This is a genomic window from Pseudanabaena sp. UWO311 (genome assembly GCF_006937785.1).
Lineage (GTDB): Bacteria > Cyanobacteriota > Cyanobacteriia > Pseudanabaenales > Pseudanabaenaceae > Pseudanabaena.
On sequence record NZ_SJEE01000054.1, the window covers coordinates 1 to 21,447 of the forward strand.

The window sequence follows — 21,447 nt, forward strand, 5'->3', positions numbered from 1 at the left end:
AAGCTAACTTTAAATCGTTTAGCTAAACCTCTCTGTGTATTTTCTTTATTTTGCCATGCATTTAATATCTTCTGCCGTAAATCAAGCGAATATGCTGACATATTTTGTTTAACTTTAGTGATGCTTTTGATAAGTAATCCCAAGTAACGCCAGTTAATAACGCCAAAAAATCAGCGATCGCGATAGTTCTGTAACCAAGCATCGCCTTGTGTAATTAGATCAGGCAGATCAAGATCCCATAAGCCAATGACATTACTGCCATGACCAGACGCAAAGCCATGACCATCAGGGCGGAAACAAAGACTAATCGGCGTACTGTCTGGACATGGGAAAGTTTGTAACTCTTTGCCGTCAATGCTCCAAAGCTTGATCGTATTATCACTACTTCCCGAAATAATACTCCTACCATCAGGGCTAAAACTTACCGTCCAGATGCCTGCGTCATGTCCACGAAAAGTCTGTAACAACTGACCTTCAAGGTTCCAGAGTTTGAGCGTACTATCACCACTTCCCGAAAGAATATGTTGACCATCAGGACTAAAACACACACTCCAAACTGCGCCGCGATGACCCCGCAAGGTTTGCAGTTCTGTACCATCAATACTCCAGAGCTTGATCGTATCGTCGCCACTACCAGAAATGATTTTTTGACCGTCAGGGCTAAAACGCACCGTCCACACCGTAGACTTATGCCCTTTCAACGTAGCTAGTTCCGTTCCATCAATGTTCCACAACTTAGCAGATTTATCGCTACTACCAGAGACAATCTTTTGTCCATCCGCACTAAAGTCTACAGTCCAGACAGCAGTACTATGCCCTGCAAAAGTCTGTAAAAGCCTATGACTGGAAGTACCTAAAGCCCAAAGGGAAATAACGCTATCACCACTCCCAACCAAGAGATTATTCCCATCAGGACTAAAACAGACGCTGAGAATGTCGTTATCGTGGACAATGGTTTGCAACTCATTACCCTGCAAATCCCAAATCTTTATTTGATCGTCAAGACTACCTGAAGCAAGCCGTAACCCATTAGGGCTAAACGCAACACTGCGAACTGCTGCACTATGTCCAGACAGAGTTTGCTGATTCCTGTCTTCAATCTGCCATAGACGCACAGTGCTATCAAGACTCGCTGAGAGCAGAGTTTTGCCATCGGGGCTGAAACTGACGGAACGGATTGGATCGGTATGTCCTTTAAAGACTCGCAGCTTATCACCATGCAGATTCCAGATCTTAATGTTTCGATCAGCGCTACCTGATGCTAAGAGAGTTCCATCATGACTGAAGTTAACACTGCGGATGGCACTAGAATGCGCTTCAATTGAAAACACCTCTGCGATCGCGATCGGGTTTTCGCTATGCTCGCGATCAATCTGAACGTGCCATAACTTCAAAATATTGTCACCACTGCCAGAGGCAATAAATTCGCCATTTGGACTAATACTGATACAGCGAATATCGGCAGAGTGCCCTTTTAGAGTTTGCAGTAATGTACCATCCAGACTCCAAATCATAATGTTTTTGTCAGCACCACCCGAAATAATCCATTCACCATTAGGACTAAATATTGCTGCACGAACATCGCCACGGTGTCCGCTGAGGGTAAGTATTTCAGTACCATCACGATGCCAAAGTTTAATCGTCTGATCGCCACTGCCCGATACAATCATCTCTCCATTGGGACTAAACTGAGCACTCCAAACTGCGGAGGTATGTCCTGTCAAAGTATTTAGGCGATCGCCTTGCAGATTCCACAACGAGATCGTTTTGTCGCTACTACTAGACAGAATTGTCTGACCATCAGGACTAAATGAAGCACTCCGAATCGCAGCCGTATGTCCAGTAATTTGGGTGATTTCTTGTCCATCGATCTGCCAAAGTGTGATTACCTTATCCAATCCCCCTGTGACTATTTGAGAGCCATCGGGACTAAATTCAGCGCTCCATACTCCTTCTAGATGAGCTTGGATACGATTCTTTTCTTTAATCTCATAGATGGCACGATAGATCGTACTAGCAAGCTGCAAGCGATTTTCGCTAGCAATTGCTTCGATATCTGGCAGCCACTGTTTCGCGATATCCATGGATTTAGCTAGTTCATCAAGATCGACTAGATCGTTGGTAAGCAGACTGTTTAAACTCAAACTATCAGCGATCGCTTGCGAATTTTTGAATGAACTTTCTAATTGACGAACGGTTTGACGTAATTCTCCTTGAGTTTTTTCTAGCTCTTTTTGGAGCTTTTGGATTTCTGGAGCCTGTGATTTGCGAATGACGACTGCTAGATAATCATGTACTAATTGACAGCGATTGGTGGCATTCTCAGGAATCAATACCACTAAGCCTGAACCAATCAAGATCTGAAGTACAAGTTCTATTTGACTAATTGAGATATCTCCATCATTCTCGACATCAAGTTTCAAGCTGATTTCGGTGTCAAATCTTGCATCTAATTTGCTCTGTTTACGTACTTCGCTATCGAGATGGTTTAGTCCCCTTTCTAAGTCCTCATAGGTTTTGAGTGGTCTAGTACCTTTCTCATCGGTGAGTAAGTATAAAATCAACTTGGCTAGCCGATAGTTCTCTTTGCCACAATCCAAAACTACGTTATCAAGATATCTCTGTACGAGAGTTTCTTTTGGATTATCTCCAAGTTTCTGATATTGCTGAACCGTGCTAATCCGATCGCTTTGTAACTGTGCGCCGACGAGCTGTAGTTCAATTGGGCGAATTTCATCCTGCTCGTTCTTTAAGTCTTCCACTAAGATATCAATTAGTTGAGATTCCAAGTAAAATTGTGCTCTCTCGGTAAGAGTCTCAATCGTGGAATGCGCAGCTTCGGGAGAAAAATTACCTAAGGGATAAAGAACATTTTTGCTCAGAATGTCATTGTCAATCGCATTCATGCCTTTAACGCGATTGCACTCTAACAGGCAGTGAATATAGTCTTCACGAAGCGACAACACTACCTTGAGCGATGACAAATATTGAAAGTCGCTAAGTAAGCTGCCAATAAATTCAAAAAACCTGAGGCGATCGCTAGTGCTATGTTGATGAACGAAGAAAAATTCTTCAAATTGATCAAAAATTAAGACTGTACGAAGATTATGGGCTTCATTCCAGCGTAATTGTTCGATGATGCGATCGCATAATTGCTCTGTAGTCAAATCTTCGCAGTTAGTTTTGCTATTTGTAAAGCTAAGTAGAGGAGCCGAAGTTAATTGGGAAGAGCTTAGAGATTCTGTTAATAGATTAATTAATTCTTGTTCCCAACTAGTATAGACTCGCATCGAAATGGGCATAACATCGCGTCCTCCAAAGGAAGCCTGTTGCAGCGCTGGCAATAGTCCCGCGTTTATAAAAGAACTTTTACCTACCCCTGAGTTTCCATGCAGCACAATCATTTTGTAACGGGGCTCACCGAGGCGATTAGTTAGTTCATCAAGGTCTTGCTTCCGTCCTGACGCATAGATCTCTGGGGAGATGACGAATTTATTGTTTTTGTCTACAAAGCTTGAATGCTCTTCAAGACAAGACTGTAATTGACCAGCCCCAATAAAGGCGCGATATCCATAACGCTGCTCGATCGCTAAGCTTTCTTGTTTGGTTTGAAATGCCTCTAGATATTGACCCTGACTAAAATACAAATTGCGTAATTCATTCAAAATCCGAATATACATACGCGGATGTCCGCAATGATCTCTGCTTTTAGCATCGATAAGATTGGTAAAGGCAAGTTTGAGATCGCCAAGTTGGATTTGAGCCTCGGCAAGATAGCACAAATATAAGCCGTATAACCAATGTAAGGTTTTGGGTGCATCTTCTAAAAATGCGATCGCTTGTTGAGCATATTGCTTCGCTATTTCCCATTCTTTTTGTTCAAGAGCAGCTTCAGCTAAAAATCCATAATCAGCCGCTAGATTGCCAGCATCACCATGGGTTTGATGAATTTCGATTGCCTTTTGAGATATGGATTTTAGTTCTGTCCATGCTTTTAGATGGTGCAAAGTGCGTTGTAATTGCAAATAGCACTGCGACATCAAATCGAGGCGATCGCCCCGTTTAAAGCAGTCCAAACTCCTTGCAAATAGTTTCTCTACTGCTTGCCAGTTTTCCTCGTGAGAATGTTTTTCGAGTTTGGTAAGGTGAAAGCGTCGCCGTCCAATTTGATAAAGGAGTAAACCTTGCCGTTCAATATTTTCGACAGTTTCCCAATATTTATAGCTAGCTTTAAGGTATGACAATGATTGAAGGCAATCTCTAGTATTCATGCCCCGGATGAAGTCTAATCCTGCTTGAAGAGAGGCAGAGATCTGTATGCCCTGATTGCGAAGATCTCGCCTAGCGACATCTAGTTCCGTTAAATAAATTCCCCCCAAATGGGAAATCCGTCCAAGGCTATGACTAGGATCGATTAAATTAGCACTAAGAGCTAGATGAAATAAAGCTTCAGTTCCCGATGTAATTGATTCAATTAGATCATCACTGGCGATCTCGAATTCAATTGTGGTTGTCCAACTCTCAAAGTCTGGAGCAACCCTAATCATCCGCTTCAGTAAATCATCATTGATCCATAATACAATTGGATACAAACAGTTTTTACGAAATTCCTCCCGAATCTGATTCAGTCCCTTGACTAAAATATCAGGATTTTCGGTTGCTTCTAGCCCAGTTACCATCACCGCAGGCAAGTTACCTTCTCGCATGGCTGGAGTTGATGAATTAATTGCCTGATAAATCGATTTAGTTGTCGGTTCTAGGCGGACTTGGCGCATTGGGGTTGATAATATTTCAGTTAATCTTGCGATCGCGCGATCGCGAAGATTTACATAATTACAACGCGCTAATAAGAGTGTAAAAGTCCCATCATAGATATCCAGCAACAAAGACAGTTCTTGGAGTGCATCTTCAATCTTTGGAGAGATATTAAAGGAATTGACTAATTCGTTTTTATAGAGGTCAAGTTCCGATGTCAACAGATGGAGAGCCTGTTCTGCTTCAGGCGACATATTAACTGCAGTTACATCTTCTTCTGGTGATTGCTTGGAATATGGAATCTGTGACATAAATGTTTTGTCCTCAGCGATCGCGGATAGTTGGGTGGGCAATGCCACCTTAAATTTGCTTGTTTGTTTATTTGCTTAGAAACTATTTAAGAATTACTTCTTGCGTTCAAAAGCCCTAAGAGATCCCCCTCAATCCCCCTTAAAAAGGCGGAAGAATTTAAATTTCCTCCCCTTTTAAGGGCTAACGTGAACACACAACTAAAGAAATTTTCATATCTAATTAATTACCCCACCCTAGCCCTCCCCTTGCAAAGGGGAGGGAACAAGATTTCTAATTTCCCCCCTTTGCAAGGGGAGGGCTAGGGGGTATTTAGACTTATGTGTACAAGGGAGCTTTTTAAGTGGGCTGGGAAGGATCTAGACAATTCTTAAATGGGTTCTTATTTGCTAAAAGGTGGGCATTGCCCACCCTACTTGCTATGATTCGTCAAACTCTTGAGCAGTGACAAGTACAGGATTTACTTCAAACCAAGAGCCGTTTTCATCTTGATATTCATACACATACATACTTCTAATCAAGGTTTGATAGCCCGTATCTCCTACCACCTTTTTAGTACTATTAACCTGACGCAATAGTCTCCATTCATCATCATCAATGGAAAGAACCAACTCGTTGCGACGCTTACGGATTGTATCTTCTAGGACTTCAAGTGTAACGGGTAATCCGCGTTGTTTGCGAAGAGCGTCATTGAGTAATCGCATAATGTTTCGCACATGACCACCACTCGCAAAGCAAAGGCGATCCAATGTCTCCATACTATCAAAGACTTCATTAATAGCTTTCAATCGCTCAATTGGCGTGCTATCTGGCAATACCCGCGAAAGGATCATTTGACGCAACAGGGCGATACCTTCTTCGTGGGTGCTGCCATCCCGACGTACCACAGGAACCATCGGCAGCACAATCGGATCAGTCATAAATCTAGCGGTGAGCGTACCGTAATCCCTCGAAAATCTCAAAGCGAGTGGCATGGTGTACACAACATGGCATTGCAATTTGCGGAGTTGCTCAGCGCGATCGACAAATAAATATTCGGTTTGAGGTCTTCCCCAAGGTTTCGGCGAGTCATCGACGCGATCGAGGTTATCAACAATGACGACAACGCCTTCTTTGCCTAGTTTTTTCAGATCTGCGATCGCAGGCAAGAGGATTTCATTGTTAATTAAATCTAACAAACCATTGGTTTTGGGCTCCATATAGCCCCGCAGTTTACTGCGCATATCAGGGCTATCTTTGGTTTTTGCCGACAGTTTGCCAATACCTAGAGATAGCGAAAACTCACCACTGGTACTCGCCTCAACTTTCCCAATTCCTGGCACATCAACTTCAGCGCCAAGCTCAATCTCAGTATTCAAAATTTTAACTGCGCCGTTAAGCATTGCTCGAAACCCTTTAGCTTCTGTCTTAACTTTTATGGCTTCTAAGCTTTCTACTACTCGCCTTGCGATCGCTAGCAAGATATCACTCAGATCGACATCGCCCATTTCCATGTCTTGGCTAGACTCAAAGTACACAACATGAAAGCCTTCGCTTTCTAGTTGTTGTTTGAGCTGTAATATTTCTGTAGATTTGCCGCAACCGATATGTCCTGTAAATAGCTGACAAGTTGGCTGTCCATCAGAAAAAAGTGAAATATTATCTTTTAAGTCTTCAACGACCTTACCACCACGTACAGTTGAAAAGTCAATATAATATTTTTTGTCTTCGGCACTATCCGCAAGCAGAGTTTTACTCGGATCAGTTGCTTTAAAAAATCTCTTGTAATCTACAGCCATAAGTCATGTAATTCCTCTTTATAAAAATATTATAATTATAGACTGCAAATTAAACAAACCCTAAATATATTGGCTAGATAGCAATTCTCATTTAAAAAGCTAGGTTCTTGAAAGCATTGCTCAGCAAACTTTTCATGAAAACAATTGTAGATTTACCAGTACCTACGACGCTGATACATCTACAATTGCTTTCATAATGAGAATAGTCGGGTAAAGCAACTTTATATCAACAAAATACTTCTAACATTGTGTGAGTTGGATTTTGCAGAATTTGCTCCACTCAAACTAAATGATTGATCGCGACTGAGGATAGTTTTGTGAAACAAGGATTAATTAAATTTTTGGCAGCTAGCCTAATATTGTGCGGTGGCGTAAGCGCGATCGCTACTTTTCCTTTGGTCGCGCCACCCCCTGTTAATGCCCAAGATGAAGATACAAATATCCGAGTCTACAAACAAGCTAGCCCCGCAGTAGTATCGATCCAGTCTCGCAGTGGTAGTGGCAGTGGCTCAATTATTGATCCTAAGGGACTGGTTTTAACTAATGCGCATGTGGTCCGTGGCTCAACTACGGTAAATGTGATCCTGAGCGATAAGCGCCAATTTCGTGGGGTTGTCATGGCAAGCAGTCGCAATCCTGATCTCGCCATGATCAGACTAGAGGGCGTAACCACAAACCTCCCGACAATTCAAATTGCATCTTCCAATGGAATTCAAGTGGGGCAGAGAGCTTTTGCGATCGGTAATCCCTTCGGCCGTTTTGCAGGAACATTGACCACAGGGATCATTAGTCGCATTGACAGCGATCGCAAGCTATTACAAACCGATGCGGCACTGAACCCAGGGAATTCGGGTGGCCCATTGCTGAATAGTCGTGCCGAACTGGTGGGAGTAAATACTGCTATTTTTACCACTAGCTCTGTGAATAGTGGCATTGGTTTAGCGATCGAGGCTGACACCGTTAAGCAATTTATTGCCGCAGTTCAGCAAGGAACGATCGCGAATAATCCCACTCCTGCTATTGCCAGTCCTACTGTTCTAAATCTTGATGGCAATGCGATCGCCTCAGTCTTGACTGCTTCAGACAATACTTTGCCCGATGGCAGCTATTACAAAGCCTATCAATTTCAAGGTAAAGCAGGACAATCATTAGTGATTGAAATGCGTAGTAATGGGATCGATCCCTATCTAGTTTTATTTGACTCAACAGGACGCAAAATTGCGGAGGATGATGATGGCGGTGGCGGTAAAAATGCTCGAATTGCAGTTACTTTGCCCAGTACTGGTAAATATACTCTCTATGCTAACTCCTATGAAGTCGGACAAACTGGCTCTTTCACGATCGCAGGTAGGCTGAGTAATAACTTTACTTCTCAATCAAATATTGAGCCAACAGATGATCGCCGTATCATTTTGCAGAAAAATGGAATTCTAGGAAACCAAAGTCGAGTCTTTGCTAGAGATGGTAGTCTTTTTGAAGCTTTTAGTTTCAATGGTCGAGCAGGTCAAGTAGTCCAAATTGAACTTGTCAGTTCTGATTTTCATCCCTATTTAGTTTTATTTGCACCAGATAGCAGGGTATTGCAAGAAAACAATGGTTTGCCCAGTCGCAAGAATGCATCAATGACGCTCGAATTACCTTTCACAGGAACCTATCGAACGATCGTTAATGCTTTTGATCCCAATGGCAAAGGTGCGTACAAACTTATAGTCAAAACAGTTAGATAAAAGCCCTGCACTCAAGTGCGGGCTAAGAGCTAAAACCCGTTGAAACGGGTTAATTGAACTTATTCCGTAGTCCACTTCAGTGGACTTAAGCTTTTAGCCCGCACTTGAGTGCAGGGCTTGTTTGCTTGAGTGCTTCTAAAACTTTTCGATAATCCCTTGCGAACCACCGAGAAAATCTGCCAAGATGTAATAAATGTCGTTTGCTTTAAGGGAAGATTTGCGTGACTGTTGCTGCTTCTGTTTCTTCGCCTGATGTCAAGAGTTTGACCGATTCGGGAATTTATATAACGATTCACGGTCACTTTTATCAGCCTCCGCGTGAAAATCCTTACCTGAATGCGATCGAGCGGCAAGAAAGCGCGGCTCCTTTTCATGACTGGAATGCGCGGATTCACCATGAATGCTATCGCCCCAACGCATTCTCTCGGATTGAGCGCCATGATGGCAAAATCGTCAAGATCGTCAACAACTATGAGTACATGAGTTTCAACATGGGGCCAACATTGCTCTCATGGATGGAATTTCACGATCGCGATACCTATCAAGCAATTTTAGATGCCGATAAACGCAGTGCCGAGCGCCTTAATGGTCATGGCAATGCGATCGCACAGGTGTATAACCACATCATCATGCCCTTAGCGAATTGGCGAGACAAATTGACGCAAATTCGTTGGGGCAAAGAAGATTTTAAGGCGAGATTTGGGCGTGAGACTGAAGGGATGTGGTTGGCTGAGACTGCTGTAGACTATGAAACCCTTGAAGCTTTAGTTTTAGAGGGGATCAAGTTTATTATTCTCGCGCCATCTCAAGCCCAGCGCTGTCGTCCCCAACCCACTGAAAACAACCCTAACCCTGCATGGCAAGAAGTCGGCGGAGCACAGATTGATCCCAATCGTCCCTATCGTTGCTATTTGCGCCGCCATAATGCCAATAACAGCAATGTATCGGAACTTGGTCAATACCATTTGCCAGCAGATACTGATGCTTATATCGATGTATTTTTCTATGATGGACCAATCTCACGTGATATGGGCTTTGGCGATCTCTTAGGTAGCTCTCATAATTTTGCCAAGCGTCTTAGTCAAGCTGTACAGGGCGATCACCGTCCGCATCAGATTGTTTCCGTAGCAACCGATGGTGAAACTTTTGGACACCATAAGCATTTTACTGAAAAAACTCTTTCCTATGCCTTTGTCGAAGAATTTCCCAAGCGCGGCTGGAATGTCACTAATTATGCTCATTATTTAAGCCTCTTCCCGCCCCAATGGGAAGCAGAGCTAAAATCTGTAACTGCTTGGAGTTGTGCTCATGGAGTCGATCGCTGGCAGGGTGGCTGTACATGTGGTGGCGAAGGATCTGGCTATCAACTCCTATGGCGGCGACCACTGCGCGATAGTCTCAACTGGCTACGCGATCGCCTAGCTGCTGTCTACGTAGATATCGGGCGCAAATATTTTAACGATCCCTGGGAAGCACGCGATCGCTATATTGACGTGCTGCAATATTCTCTGCGCGATGGCATATCTGAACATTCTCCAGTTTTAGAGAAATTTTTTGCGCAGCAGTCTGGGAGCAAAGTTTCGACCTCAGCTCAAAGGGTTGATGCTCTCAGGTTGTTGGAAATGCAACGCCACGCTTTGCTCATGTTTACGAGTTGCGGTTGGTTTTTTGAAGAATTATCACGTCCTGAAACCGTACAGATTTTGCGCTATGCCGCCAGAGCGATCGAACTAGCGGCTGATGTTGCAGGTGTATTGCTAGAGGATGAGTTTATTCATCGCATGGCAAAAGCACCCAGCAATCTCGTTGAATTTAAAGACGGTGAAGGAGTCTTTAAGCACCAAGTAGCAACAAATCGCATTACCCTCGCTCAAGTTGCAGCCCAATATGCCCTTAGTTCGACGTTGGGTAACTATGCGCGATCGCAACAAATCTATTGCTACCAAATCCAACAGCAAGATTATCAACTGCAAAGGATTGGCTCAATGTCCTTAGCGATCGGGCAAATTCAATTAGTTTCTGGGATCACGCAAGAATCTGTAAATTACATTTTTGCAGTACTGCACCTTGGTGGCGATGACTTCCATTGCTGTATTCAACCCTTTACAGGACGGCGTGAATACGAAGAGATCAAAGCAACTTTATTTAAGGTTCTTAAACAAGCGAATACGGCAGCCGTAATTCTGACGATGGCTAGCAACTTTAGTGGAGAGCAGTTCAATCTGCATCATCTCTTTGCGGAAGAGCGCCATCGGATTTTGCGAATGCTCGCCGATGAGACATTGACCAGACTCGATCAGCTTTACGAACAAGTTTATCGTGATAACTATGGAATTTTGATCTCATTCCGTCGGGATGATCTACCTGTACCGCGTGAACTGCAAGTCGCTGCGGAGATTGTGCTAAACAATCGACTCACTGAGGAACTCAAGCGATTAGAAACTGGCGAATCACTTCCGAATGTGGGATTAGATGCTGTCGCGATCGAGGCGCTTAATTTGGGCTGTAAGTTTACCCATGAAGAAGATGCCGAAATCCTAGAAAATTATATTTTGAGCCAAATTCAGCAACTTTCGCAATTGCAAGATATCGATGAAAAGTCGCTATTTAGCTATCTCAATCAGATTGAGCAGTCACTAATCATTAGCGATCGCCTAGATCTGGAGTTAGACCTTGATCTTTCTCAAGAGGCTTTCCTCAACTATCTATCATCACGAATTGCCCCAAAGTGCGTACTTGCTAGACAGATTCTCGATTTGGAGTCTACCCAAAAACAACCAATTCATATAGAAGTTAATCTTTGCGAAAGTATTTCTAATTTGGAGCTACATCAGTTAATTGATACAGCTAGTAAATTAGGTATTGCCACTGAAGCTTGGCTTCATGCTTAGATCCTGATTCCTAAACTGTAGGGGCAATTCATGAATTGCCCCTACAGTTTAGGAATTTCTTTTCAATCATTTAAAAATATCTAGATAATGCTTCCTCCTTTTATTGTTTTAGATCCATTTATTGAAGACTGGTTACGCGAAGATATCGGGCGTGGCGATCGCAGCACTAGTGGTTTATTTCCAGATGGCAATGCGCCAATTGGTAAGGCTGTGTGGATTGCCAAAGCTGATGGTGTGGTTGCAGGACTAACGATCGCGGCAAGAGTATTTTATTTGTTAGATCAATCAGTAAATTTCGTCGCGATCGCGCAGGATGGGAAACCTGTGAAATCAGGTGAACTGATCGCTGAAATTACGGGCAGCCTTGCCACATTGCTTATGGGGGAGAGAGTTGCGCTTAATTTAGTAATGCGATTATCAGGAATTGCTAGCTCTACGGCAGAATATGTCAAGGCGATTAGTAGCACGAAAGCGCATCTAGTTGACACCCGCAAAACTATTCCAGGAATGCGCATCTTAGAGAAATATGCCACTTTCATTGGTGGTGCGATCAATCATCGCTATGGCTTAGATGATGCAGTGATGCTTAAGGATAATCACATTGCGGCGGCTGGCGGTATTACAGAAGCCGTACAGCGAGTACGCGAAAATATTCCATTTACCACATCGATTGAAGTAGAAACTGAGTCAATTCCTCAAGTAAAGGAAGCAGTGCAGCTAGATCTTGATGTGATCATGCTCGATAATATGCCAGTAGAAATGATGCGAGAAGCAATCATTCTCATCCGCCAAAATAGCAGCCATACAAAAATTGAAGCTTCTGGAAATATTACGCTCAATACCATCGCTCAAGTTGCAAATCTAGGTGTAGATTACATTTCCACTTCGGCAATGGTAACGAGATCGCATTGGTTAGACATCAGTATGCGAATTAGAACCTAAAATTAGACATAGATTATTTACCATTAGAATAAGTCAAAGAACAGAGAGCCTAAAATTATGGCAGTAACTATTGTTGATATTGGTACGCTTATTGTCCAGTCTCCTGATATTTGTGGAAACCGTCCTCGCATTGCGAGAACTCGTATGACTGTTGGGCGGATTGCGACCCTGTGGCAGCAGGGTTTGAATGCTGAACAAATTCAGGATGAGTACCCACATTTGAAATTAGAGCAGATTTATGCTGCTCTCGCTTACTATCATGCAAACAAGCTAGATATTGATGCATCTTTGGCTAAGGATTTGATGGATTACGAAAACTATCGAAAAGTCTTTTCTCAAAAACAAGGGGTTGAGGCGTGACCAAAATTAAGCTTTACATGGATGAGGACATGATGGCACATTCTTTGGTTAATGCTTTGCGAAGCCGTGGAATTGATGTTACTACTGTCTTGGAAGAAAACCGTGAAGGCTTTAGCGATGAGGCTCAACTTAGATGGGCAACTCATGAAAGTCGTACAATTTGCACTGCTAATATTGCTGATTTTGTGCAGTTGCATATTCAGTTTATCGAGACAAATGAAGCTCATTCAGGAATTATTCTGATTACCCAACAACAGTACTCTATTGGTGATTATTTGAGGGGTTTGATGAAAATTATATCTTCTAGAGATGCTGAAGATATGGTTAATCAAGTTCAATTCCTTGGAGACTATTTGAGGAATTTATAATTATGGAATATGCAATTGATTTCGGGACGAGTAATACCGTTATAGCGAGAATTAATGAGAATGGAGAAATAGAAACGGTCAAACTAGCTGACTATAGCAGCCTCATTGCTGACAATCCGCCATTGATTCCTAGCTTTGTGTATGTGCAGGATGCAGTAAATGAGCTGGTGCTAATTGGACAGGAAGTTAGCGATCGCGGTTTAGACAACAAGCATACAAAAGGCGAGCAGAGATTTTTTAAAGCTTTTAAGCGTGCGATCGGTTCCAATATGTCCATGTTTGTGCCAGAAGTGGATGGGCGCGAAATAGAATTTGAACTAGTGGGCGAATGGTTCTTAAAGAGAATCATTGATCGCTTACCAGATGTTGACTCATTAATTTTTACAGTTCCTGTTGATAGCTTTGAGTCCTATCGCAATTGGCTCGGCAAAGTTTGCGAGAAACTAACCGTAAATCAGGTGCGAATCCTAGACGAGCCTACTGCTGCTGCTTTGGGATATGGAATTAATGGTGGTGATGAAACTATCTTAGTGGTAGATTTTGGCGGTGGTACGTTAGATTTATCATTAGTAAAATTATCTTTTGCCCAACTACAAACGGAATCTACCCAACCCAAATCACCTTTAGGTTTCTTATTAAAATGGGGCGATCGCACAATTAAGAGCCAACCTTTACCCAATAATCAAAGTTCACAAACCGCTAAAGTTCTCGCCAAAACTGGGCAAAATCTTGGTGGCATTGATATTGATAATTGGATCGTTGATTACTTCCATTCTACTTTAGGCTTGCCAAAGAACTCGCTTATAGACCGCTTAGCTGAACGAATTAAGATTGCTCTTTCTAATGCTGAATCATCAACTGAGGTTTATTTTAATGACCAAACCTTTGAATCCTATGAATTAACTTTGACGCGATCGCAATTAAATCAAATCCTCGAACATCATAAATTTTTTATTAATCTCGATAGCGCTCTTGATCGCATTCGCCAACAAGTAACTCGCCAAAATATTGATTTAGATCAAATTGAGGCAGTGCTCTTAGTAGGCGGTACATCCCAAATTCCTGCTGTAAAGGAATGGGCTATGCGGCATTTTCCATTCGAGAAAGTAAAAGCTAATAAACCCTTTGAGGCGATCGCCCATGGAGCAGTTTCTCAAGGCTGGGAATTAAAGGACTTTCTCTATCACAGCTATGGTGTGCGCTTTTGGGACAAGCGCTACAAAAAACATAACTGGCATACGATTATCAAATCGGGTGAGACCTATCCATTACTCAACCCAGTAGAACTCACGCTTGGCGCATCTGTTGTCGATCAGCCTAGCATTGAGTTAGTTATTGGTGAGTTGGGTGAAACCAATGTGGAAGTTTATTTTGAAGATGATAGACTTGTTACCCGTGTTTTAGATGTCAAGCAAGTTGCAGCGCAGATTCTCAATGAGAATAGCAAGGCGATCGCAAAACTTGATCCACTAGGGCAAACTGGTAGCGATCGTATCAAGGTTTCCTTCCAAGTTGACGAAAAGCGCACCTTACGAATTACAGTTCTGGATCTGTTAACCAAACAAAATTTATTAGCAGATATCCCTGTGGTGCAACTTGTATAGCAAGGTTTTTAAAAGCACAAAATGGCTACGCCATTTTGTGCTTTGGTATTGCTTAGCGCGAAGGGCCTAAACCAACAGCACCAGCATAGACAGCTTGGCTGCCAAGTTCTGCTTCGATTCTTAGCAAACGGTTGTACTTAGCAACACGCTCACTACGACAGAGAGAACCTGTTTTGATTTGACCAGCACGAGTGGCAACGGCAAGATCGGCGATTGTGGTATCTTCAGTTTCACCAGAACGATGGCTGATCACCGAACGATAACCATTCTTGTCAGCAGTAGCGATCGCTTCCAAAGTCTCAGTCAAACTACCAATCTGATTGAGCTTAATCAAAATTGCACTAGCGCAACCTTCACGAATACCACGCTCTAGACGAGTCTTGTTAGTTACAAACAAATCATCACCCACCAACTGAGTATTGGTGAGTTGATCGGTCATTGCCTTCCAACTAGCCCATTGATCTTCTTCCAGTCCATCTTCGATCGAGACAATCGGATACTTAGAGATCAGACCTTCGTAATAGTTGACAAACTCTTGAGGAGATAGAGATTTACCATCGATCGCATAGTTGCCATCTTTAAACAGCTCGTTAGATGCGACATCTAGCGCCAAAGCAACATCTTCACCTGGTTTATAGCCAGCTTTAGTGATTGCGTCGATCAGCAATTCTAGAGCTGCTTGGTTAGACTCTAGGTTAGGAGCAAATCCACCTTCGTCGCCGACAGCCGTTGATAAGCCTTTTTCATGAAGGATCGAGCTAAGCGCTGCGAATACTTCCGCACCATAGCGCAATGCTTCTTTAAACGTCGGTGCGCCTAATGGCACAATCATGAATTCTTGGATATCAACGTTGTTATCTGCATGAGCGCCGCCATTGATAACGTTCATCAGGGGAACTGGCAAAACATTCGAGAGAGGTGTGCCCAGATAACGATATAGAGGCTGTCCGATCGCTGCGGATGCTGCTTTGGCATTAGCTAGAGATACTGCCAAAATCGCATTTGCACCAATTTCGGATTTATTGGGTGTGCAGTCTCGCTTGATCATAATCCGATCAACGAGTTCTTGATTCAGAGCATCTACCCCCTTCAGTTCGGGTAGTAGCTTTTCAGTAATGTTGCGAACTGCGGTTAAAACCCCTTTGCCTCGGTAGCGTTTTTTATCTCCATCCCGCAATTCATGGGCTTCAAAACTACCTGTAGATGCGCCACTGGGAACCTGTGCGAGACCGATTGCGCCGTTGGCAAGTTTGACTTCCGCCTCAACGGTTGGGTTGCCGCGCGAATCGAGGATCTCTCGTGCAGCGATCGCAATGATTTCTGTGCCTTTAGTCACTTTGAGCTATTCCTTTAATGTTTTAAGTAAAGCTTTCGCAACAATCTTACAGTTTAGCGCTGTCCCATTTCTCAAATGTTAGGTTTTCATTAAAAAAGTTGACAAAATTCACTTTTAGGTATTGGTTATAGCCACAAGCTCAAAAGATAGTTTCAGCGCTTTGCGCTGAAACTATCTTTTGGGCTTGCTTAAGACATAAAACCCAAAAGACGAGTAGCGGCGCTTCGCGCCGCTACTCGTCTTTTGGGTTTTGATTCGTCCCAGATATCTCTTACATTGCTATATTTTTGGGGTTTGATGTCTTAACTTCTCTAGCTACAGCTAGCCCAAAAGATAAAGATGCGGCGCAAAGCGCCGCATCTTTATCTTTTGGGTTTGGCTAAAGCTATTAATGCGATAAAACAAGGGCATCTAGTTTTCTGATTCTTTCAACCATGATTTTCATCACGTTAATTGCAAAATTAGGAGTTTGCTGTACCAAAAAGTTAAACCGCTTTTGATCTACGGGGACTAGCTTACATTCAGTTTTGGCGATCGCTGTGGCACTTCTGGGGGTGGAGTAAATCAGCGCCATTTCTCCGACAATGCCGCCAGCAGACGTGGTGTCCAATAACTTACCATCTATAAAAATTTCTACTTCCCCTTCGATGACCACATACATATGATCCGCGATTCCACCCTGTGCAAAGATTACTTGCCCTTCTGGGATAATCTCAAAGTCTTTGGCATTAGCAAACAAATCAATCGTAGTCAAAATTGAACTCCGCTTTATACAAAAGCAAATAAAAAAGTGAGATAGACATACAACAAAGATTGTAATTGCAAATTAAACAGCTTTAGAAACAATTTAATCTCTTGAAATAATTGCTGATATTTACTACTGCTGCTAGTTTTAAGGCTTAATTAAAATTTGACAGCTTAAATTTGTGAGTGGATCTAACAAGGTTAAATTTACATTAACTTGAGGTTAAAAGCTCGTAATAACTGTGCAATTAAAACCGCGATCGCAGCCCCAATAGTTGTATTAATACCATTGACAAGCTCATTGGTGAGCCAGTCATATTTTTCTTGTAAAGTAGCTCCAATAAGGCTTTCAATATTTGTGGCGATGAAAGCCGCGATCGCACACCAAAGCAGATCCCAAGGACTAGTTAATAGTCCCACCGCCCAACCGATAGTTGCCATTAACAACGAACCGATAATTCCTGCGATCGTGCCTTCTAGACTGACAGCTCCCTCAGTTCCTGCGTCAACTGGTTTGAGCGTGGTGATCAAAAATGTACTTTTACCGTAAGCTTTACCAATTTCGCTAGCAGTCGTATCCGCAAGTTTGGTGCTGAGGCTAGCGACATAGGCTAATAACCACATGGGATTGGGTGCGATCACTTGTCCGATCGCACAGAAAGCACCAGTCGCTGCCGATCCCCAAAGATTTTCGGGGCCTCTTGCGCCATCGCGCTTTTCAGCAATACCTTTTGCTTCTTTGATATCCTTGCCAATTCGAGTTACCCCCGAACCGACGATCAGATAGCTTAAAATAACAACATAGCCTTGCCATCCTAGACAGCCCCAGACTGTAATTCCCAAAGCCCATGCATGACATATGCCTGCGGTGGTTAAGACTTTACGTGGTAATAGTAAGGCGATCGCACCAAGAATCGTATTAAGGGCGATCGCGATCAACCAGCCCTGTGAAATGGGGAAACTATTTATCATGGAAGTCAATCTTAAAAATTAGTAAGGTTGGAATTGCCCACCCTACTGCCTATTTATTCAAAATACTACGGAGTAAAAATAATGACAGAAGCACTTGAGCTGTTTTGGGGAAATTTAAGTGATTTTATGGTTTGGAATCTTTTCTTAGCAATAATTCCTTGCGCACTTAGTTTTATTTTATTTGCAAAGCGATCGCCAAAACGACTACCTTTAAATCCGATCTGGTGGTTCGGCTTAGCAACTTTCATCTTGTTTTTGCCCAATGCGCCTTATATCATTACCGATATTATTCATTTTGTGGATGATGTCCGAATGCCAAACGTTTCTGACAACGGCATAATCTTCATCTTAATTCCACAATACATCGTTTTTATCTTATTAGGTTTTCAGTGCTATGTAGTTTCGATCATGAAGCTCATCAAATATTTAGGTTGGCTGAAGATAATTAAAAATACAACTTGGCTCGAAGTAAGCATAAATTTTGTCTGTGCTTTTGGTGTGTATTTAGGGCGATTTAATCGATTAAATAGTTGGGATTTGTTCACTAATCCCCTAAATGTTATTCGTAATACAATTTATAACTTTGCAAGCCCAAATTTTCTCTTTGGCACAATTCTATTTTTTATAACCTTTACTGGGCTTTATTACATTTTCAAATGGATTAGTATGTCGCTCGTCTTCTACTGGCAAAATCGCTCTAACCAAGTTTCGGTATAACCTGTATGAAAGAGCATCAGTACGATATCTCGATCTTTTTTTTGATTATGCCTATGAAATTATTTGTCAAAATTTCCATGTTTCTGTACAGCAGTTTTTTTTGAGCAAAAACTGCTGTAATACCAATATATAGTTTGCAACATTCACCATAAAATTTATGCCTCTCGCGACCTACGGTTCTTGGAAATCGCCAATTAGTTCTGATTTGATCGTTTCTAGTAGTATTCGCCTCGGCGCGATCGCCATTGATGGAGGTAATGTCTATTGGAATGAAGGCAGACCACAAGAATCAGGACGTAATGTGATCATGCGCTATGTCATGGATGGTAATTATCGCGAAATGACACCTGCATCGATCAATGTGCGATCGCTAGTCCATGAATACGGCGGCGGCGAATATCTGGTTGAAGATGGACGTATCTATTTCTCTAACTTTAGCGATCGCCGCATTTATCGCAAAATAGGCGGTGGATCATGCAAACCTATAACGACAGAAAGTGCCTATCGTTATGCCGATTTTGTTTGGAATCGCATCTATGGCAAGTTGATTTGTGTTCGCGAAGATCATACGAGTGGAGATGAACCGATTAATACTTTGGTGGCGGTGAATACTAGCAATGGCGAAGATATTCAGGTATTGGTCACAGGTGCAGATTTTTATGCCTCGCCAAGACTCAATTCCACTGGTGATAAACTTGCATGGATTAATTGGAATCATCCCAATATGCCTTGGGATGGAACTGAACTTTGGGTTGCTGATCTTGTGGAATCAGACACAGGAGTTCTCACAATTCAAAATCCACAACTGGTCGCAGGAGGTACTGAAGAATCTATATTTCAGCCAGAATGGGCACCCGATGGGAAGCTCTACTTTGTTAGCGATCGCACAGGTTGGTGGAATCTTTATCGTACTTCAGTAGAAGATATTGCTATTGAAGCTATCTGTCCAAAGTCTGCTGAATTTGGTTTGCCGCAGTGGGTATTTGGCATGTCTACCTATGACTTTACAGGTGATGGCAAAATCCTCTGTTCCTATACAGAACATGGCAAATCTCATTTAGCAATTCTCGATCCTGCTAATCTGGAAATAGGTTTACAAGAAATCTCTACGCCCTTTAGTTCCATATCAGGATTGCACTGCGAAGGCGATCATGCTGTTTTTCATGGTGGTTCAGCAACGGAACCAACTGCGATCGTATTAATGGATTTGCGAACAGGAACTTGTCAAAAAGTACGGGTTGCCTCAGATCTACAGCTTGACCCAGACTATATTTCCGCTGCTCAACCTGTAGAGTTTCCCACCGAAAATGGGAAGACCTCCTATGGATTATTCTATCCTCCGAAAAACAAAGATTTTCAAGCAGATGATTCCGAAAAACCGCCTTTGTTAGTCAAAAGTCATGGTGGCCCCACCGCTTCGACTTCAGGAAGTTTAAGCCTCGGCATTCAATATTGGACAAGTCGTGGCTTTGCCGTGCTAGATGTGAACTATGGCGGCAGTACAGGCTATGGACGCGAATATCGCGATCGCCTCAAAGGAAATTGGGGCATCGTCGATGTGGATGACTGTGCAAATGGAGCAAAATTTCTTGCCGACAAGGGTTTAGTAGATGGCGATCGCCTTGCGATTTCGGGAGGGAGTGCTGGCGGCTATACGACACTTTGCGCCTTGACATTTCGTGATGATTTCAAAGCTGGGGCGAGTCATTATGGCATTTGCGATCTCGAAGCTCTTGCTACGGATACCCATAAATTTGAGTCGCGCTATCTCGATAGTCTAATCGGCAAATATCCCGAACAGAAGGAAATTTACATTCAGCGATCGCCAATTCATTTCACCGAAAAACTTTCCTGTGCGATCGCCTTTTTCCAAGGTTTAGAAGATAAGGTCGTACCGCCCAATCAAGCGGAAATGATGGTGGATGCTCTACGTCAAAAGGGTTTGCCCGTTGCCTACGTTCCCTTTGAAGGCGAACAGCACGGCTTCCGCAAAGCCGAAAATATCAAACGCGCTCTTGATGGTGAATTTTATTTCTATGCTCAGATTTTTGGCTTTAAACCTGCGGATGAAATTGAAGCGATTGCGATCGAGAATAATTTACTTGCTGTAATTTGAAGAAAAGGGCGGCGCATTGCACCGACCTTTTCTTCAAATTACATGGTTTAGATCCGACGGCGAGAGGCGATCGTGAATGATTTGACCATCGCGGAACCAGATAATCCGATGCGAATTTCTTGCCACATCGGCTTCGTGCGTAACCATCACCACTGTAATCCCGCTAGCATTTAACTCACCAAATAGTTCCATTACTTCCTGAGTAGTATGCGAATCTAGCGCCCCTGTAGGTTCATCGGCTAGCAACATTACAGGATTATTAACGATCGCTCTCGCGATCGCAACTCTCTGCTGCTGTCCACCCGACATTTGGTTAGGTCGATTATTTAACCGATGTCCCATCGCAACCCGTTCCAGCGCGGCAGCCGCCCGTTCTTTTTGTTCTTTAGGTCGAATATTGGCATAAGCCATTGGCAACATCACATTCTCCATTGCTGAGAGTTGTGGTAATAGATGATATTGCTGAAAGATAAAGCCAATTTTGAGATTACGAACTTTAGCAAGATCGCGTTCTTCCATATGAGAGACATCTTGTTCATCTAGAAAGTATTGTCCCGAAGTGCTGCTATCAAGGCAACCAATGATGTTCATGCAAGTGGATTTGCCAGAACCAGAAGCGCCCATAATTGCGCAATATTCGCCTTCTTTAATCACAAAGCTAACATCATCTAGGGCTTTCACGAGGGTATCGTCCTTACCATAGAATTTACAAACACTATTCACTGTCACTTAGAGACATCTGACGCGGCCGACGACTCCTTACGTGTAGATGCCGGAGGAGGCAGGAACAATAAAGACCAAAAACAATCCGAGCTGGCTGTTCCATAG

Annotated in this window: 14 protein-coding genes; 8 read left to right on the top strand and 6 right to left on the bottom strand. The window is 42.8% G+C overall.

The window, feature by feature from the left end; genetic code table 11:
• Positions 1 to 170: 170 nt before the first annotated feature.
• Together PseudUWO311_RS23435 and PseudUWO311_RS23440 are read right to left on the bottom strand one after the other, a co-directional pair.
• On the bottom strand, positions 171 to 5,114 hold the full coding sequence (locus PseudUWO311_RS23435; protein ID WP_142657639.1) for a hypothetical protein: 4,944 nt from the start codon (positions 5,112 to 5,114) through the stop codon (positions 171 to 173).
• A 369-nt stretch (positions 5,115 to 5,483) separates the two neighbouring features.
• Complete coding sequence (locus PseudUWO311_RS23440; protein ID WP_142657640.1) at positions 5,484 to 6,842, bottom strand: ATP-binding protein; 1,359 nt, start codon at positions 6,840 to 6,842, stop codon at positions 5,484 to 5,486.
• A gap of 317 nt (positions 6,843 to 7,159) precedes the next feature.
• Here PseudUWO311_RS23440 and PseudUWO311_RS23445 point away from each other — a divergent pair, with 317 nt between their 5' ends.
• The 6 genes from PseudUWO311_RS23445 to PseudUWO311_RS23470 all read left to right on the top strand — a co-directional run bounded on the left by PseudUWO311_RS23445 (position 7,160) and on the right by PseudUWO311_RS23470 (position 14,734).
• Positions 7,160 to 8,569 (top strand): trypsin-like peptidase domain-containing protein, encoded by a 1,410-nt coding sequence (locus tag PseudUWO311_RS23445; protein WP_142657641.1) that lies wholly within the window; start codon positions 7,160 to 7,162, stop codon positions 8,567 to 8,569.
• Positions 8,570 to 8,790: 221 nt separating this feature from the next.
• Positions 8,791 to 11,460, top strand: a complete 2,670-nt coding sequence (locus tag PseudUWO311_RS23450) for a DUF3536 domain-containing protein (protein ID WP_142657642.1) — start codon at positions 8,791 to 8,793, stop codon at positions 11,458 to 11,460.
• Between the two features lie 87 nt (positions 11,461 to 11,547).
• Complete coding sequence (gene nadC / locus PseudUWO311_RS23455) at positions 11,548 to 12,402, top strand: carboxylating nicotinate-nucleotide diphosphorylase (RefSeq protein WP_142657643.1); 855 nt, start codon at positions 11,548 to 11,550, stop codon at positions 12,400 to 12,402.
• A gap of 57 nt (positions 12,403 to 12,459) precedes the next feature.
• Positions 12,460 to 12,762: a DUF433 domain-containing protein gene (locus tag PseudUWO311_RS23460; protein WP_142657644.1), complete on the top strand. Its 303-nt coding sequence runs from the start codon at positions 12,460 to 12,462 to the stop codon at positions 12,760 to 12,762.
• A complete protein-coding gene (locus PseudUWO311_RS23465; protein ID WP_142657645.1) occupies positions 12,759 to 13,130 on the top strand; it encodes a DUF5615 family PIN-like protein in 372 nt (123 codons plus the stop codon). The genes PseudUWO311_RS23460 and PseudUWO311_RS23465 overlap by 4 nt, the downstream gene beginning before the upstream one ends.
• A 2-nt stretch (positions 13,131 to 13,132) precedes the next feature.
• Entirely contained in the window at positions 13,133 to 14,734 is a 1,602-nt protein-coding gene (locus PseudUWO311_RS23470) for an Hsp70 family protein (protein WP_142657646.1), read from the top strand.
• A gap of 52 nt (positions 14,735 to 14,786) precedes the next feature.
• On the opposite strand, the gene eno is transcribed toward PseudUWO311_RS23470, so the two are convergent.
• From eno to PseudUWO311_RS23485, 3 genes are all read right to left on the bottom strand, one after another.
• Complete coding sequence (gene eno / locus PseudUWO311_RS23475; protein WP_142657647.1) at positions 14,787 to 16,070, bottom strand: phosphopyruvate hydratase; 1,284 nt, start codon at positions 16,068 to 16,070, stop codon at positions 14,787 to 14,789.
• Between the two features lie 388 nt (positions 16,071 to 16,458).
• A complete protein-coding gene (locus PseudUWO311_RS23480; RefSeq protein WP_142657648.1) occupies positions 16,459 to 16,824 on the bottom strand; it encodes a cyclic nucleotide-binding domain-containing protein in 366 nt (121 codons plus the stop codon).
• Positions 16,825 to 17,021: 197 nt separating this feature from the next.
• Positions 17,022 to 17,786 (bottom strand): TIGR00297 family protein, encoded by a 765-nt coding sequence (locus PseudUWO311_RS23485; RefSeq protein WP_142657649.1) that lies wholly within the window; start codon positions 17,784 to 17,786, stop codon positions 17,022 to 17,024.
• Between the two features lie 81 nt (positions 17,787 to 17,867).
• Here PseudUWO311_RS23485 and PseudUWO311_RS23490 point away from each other — a divergent pair, with 81 nt between their 5' ends.
• A complete protein-coding gene (locus tag PseudUWO311_RS23490; RefSeq protein ID WP_142657650.1) occupies positions 17,868 to 18,503 on the top strand; it encodes a DUF1361 domain-containing protein in 636 nt (211 codons plus the stop codon).
• 157 nt (positions 18,504 to 18,660) lie between these two features.
• Complete coding sequence (locus PseudUWO311_RS23495) at positions 18,661 to 20,619, top strand: S9 family peptidase (protein ID WP_142657651.1); 1,959 nt, start codon at positions 18,661 to 18,663, stop codon at positions 20,617 to 20,619.
• Between the two features lie 33 nt (positions 20,620 to 20,652).
• On the opposite strand, the gene PseudUWO311_RS23500 is transcribed toward PseudUWO311_RS23495, so the two are convergent.
• The gene (locus PseudUWO311_RS23500) at positions 20,653 to 21,348 is read right to left on the bottom strand and encodes an ABC transporter ATP-binding protein (RefSeq protein WP_142657652.1); all 696 of its coding nucleotides are present in this window, start codon (positions 21,346 to 21,348) and stop codon (positions 20,653 to 20,655) included.
• Positions 21,349 to 21,447: the final 99 nt, after the last annotated feature.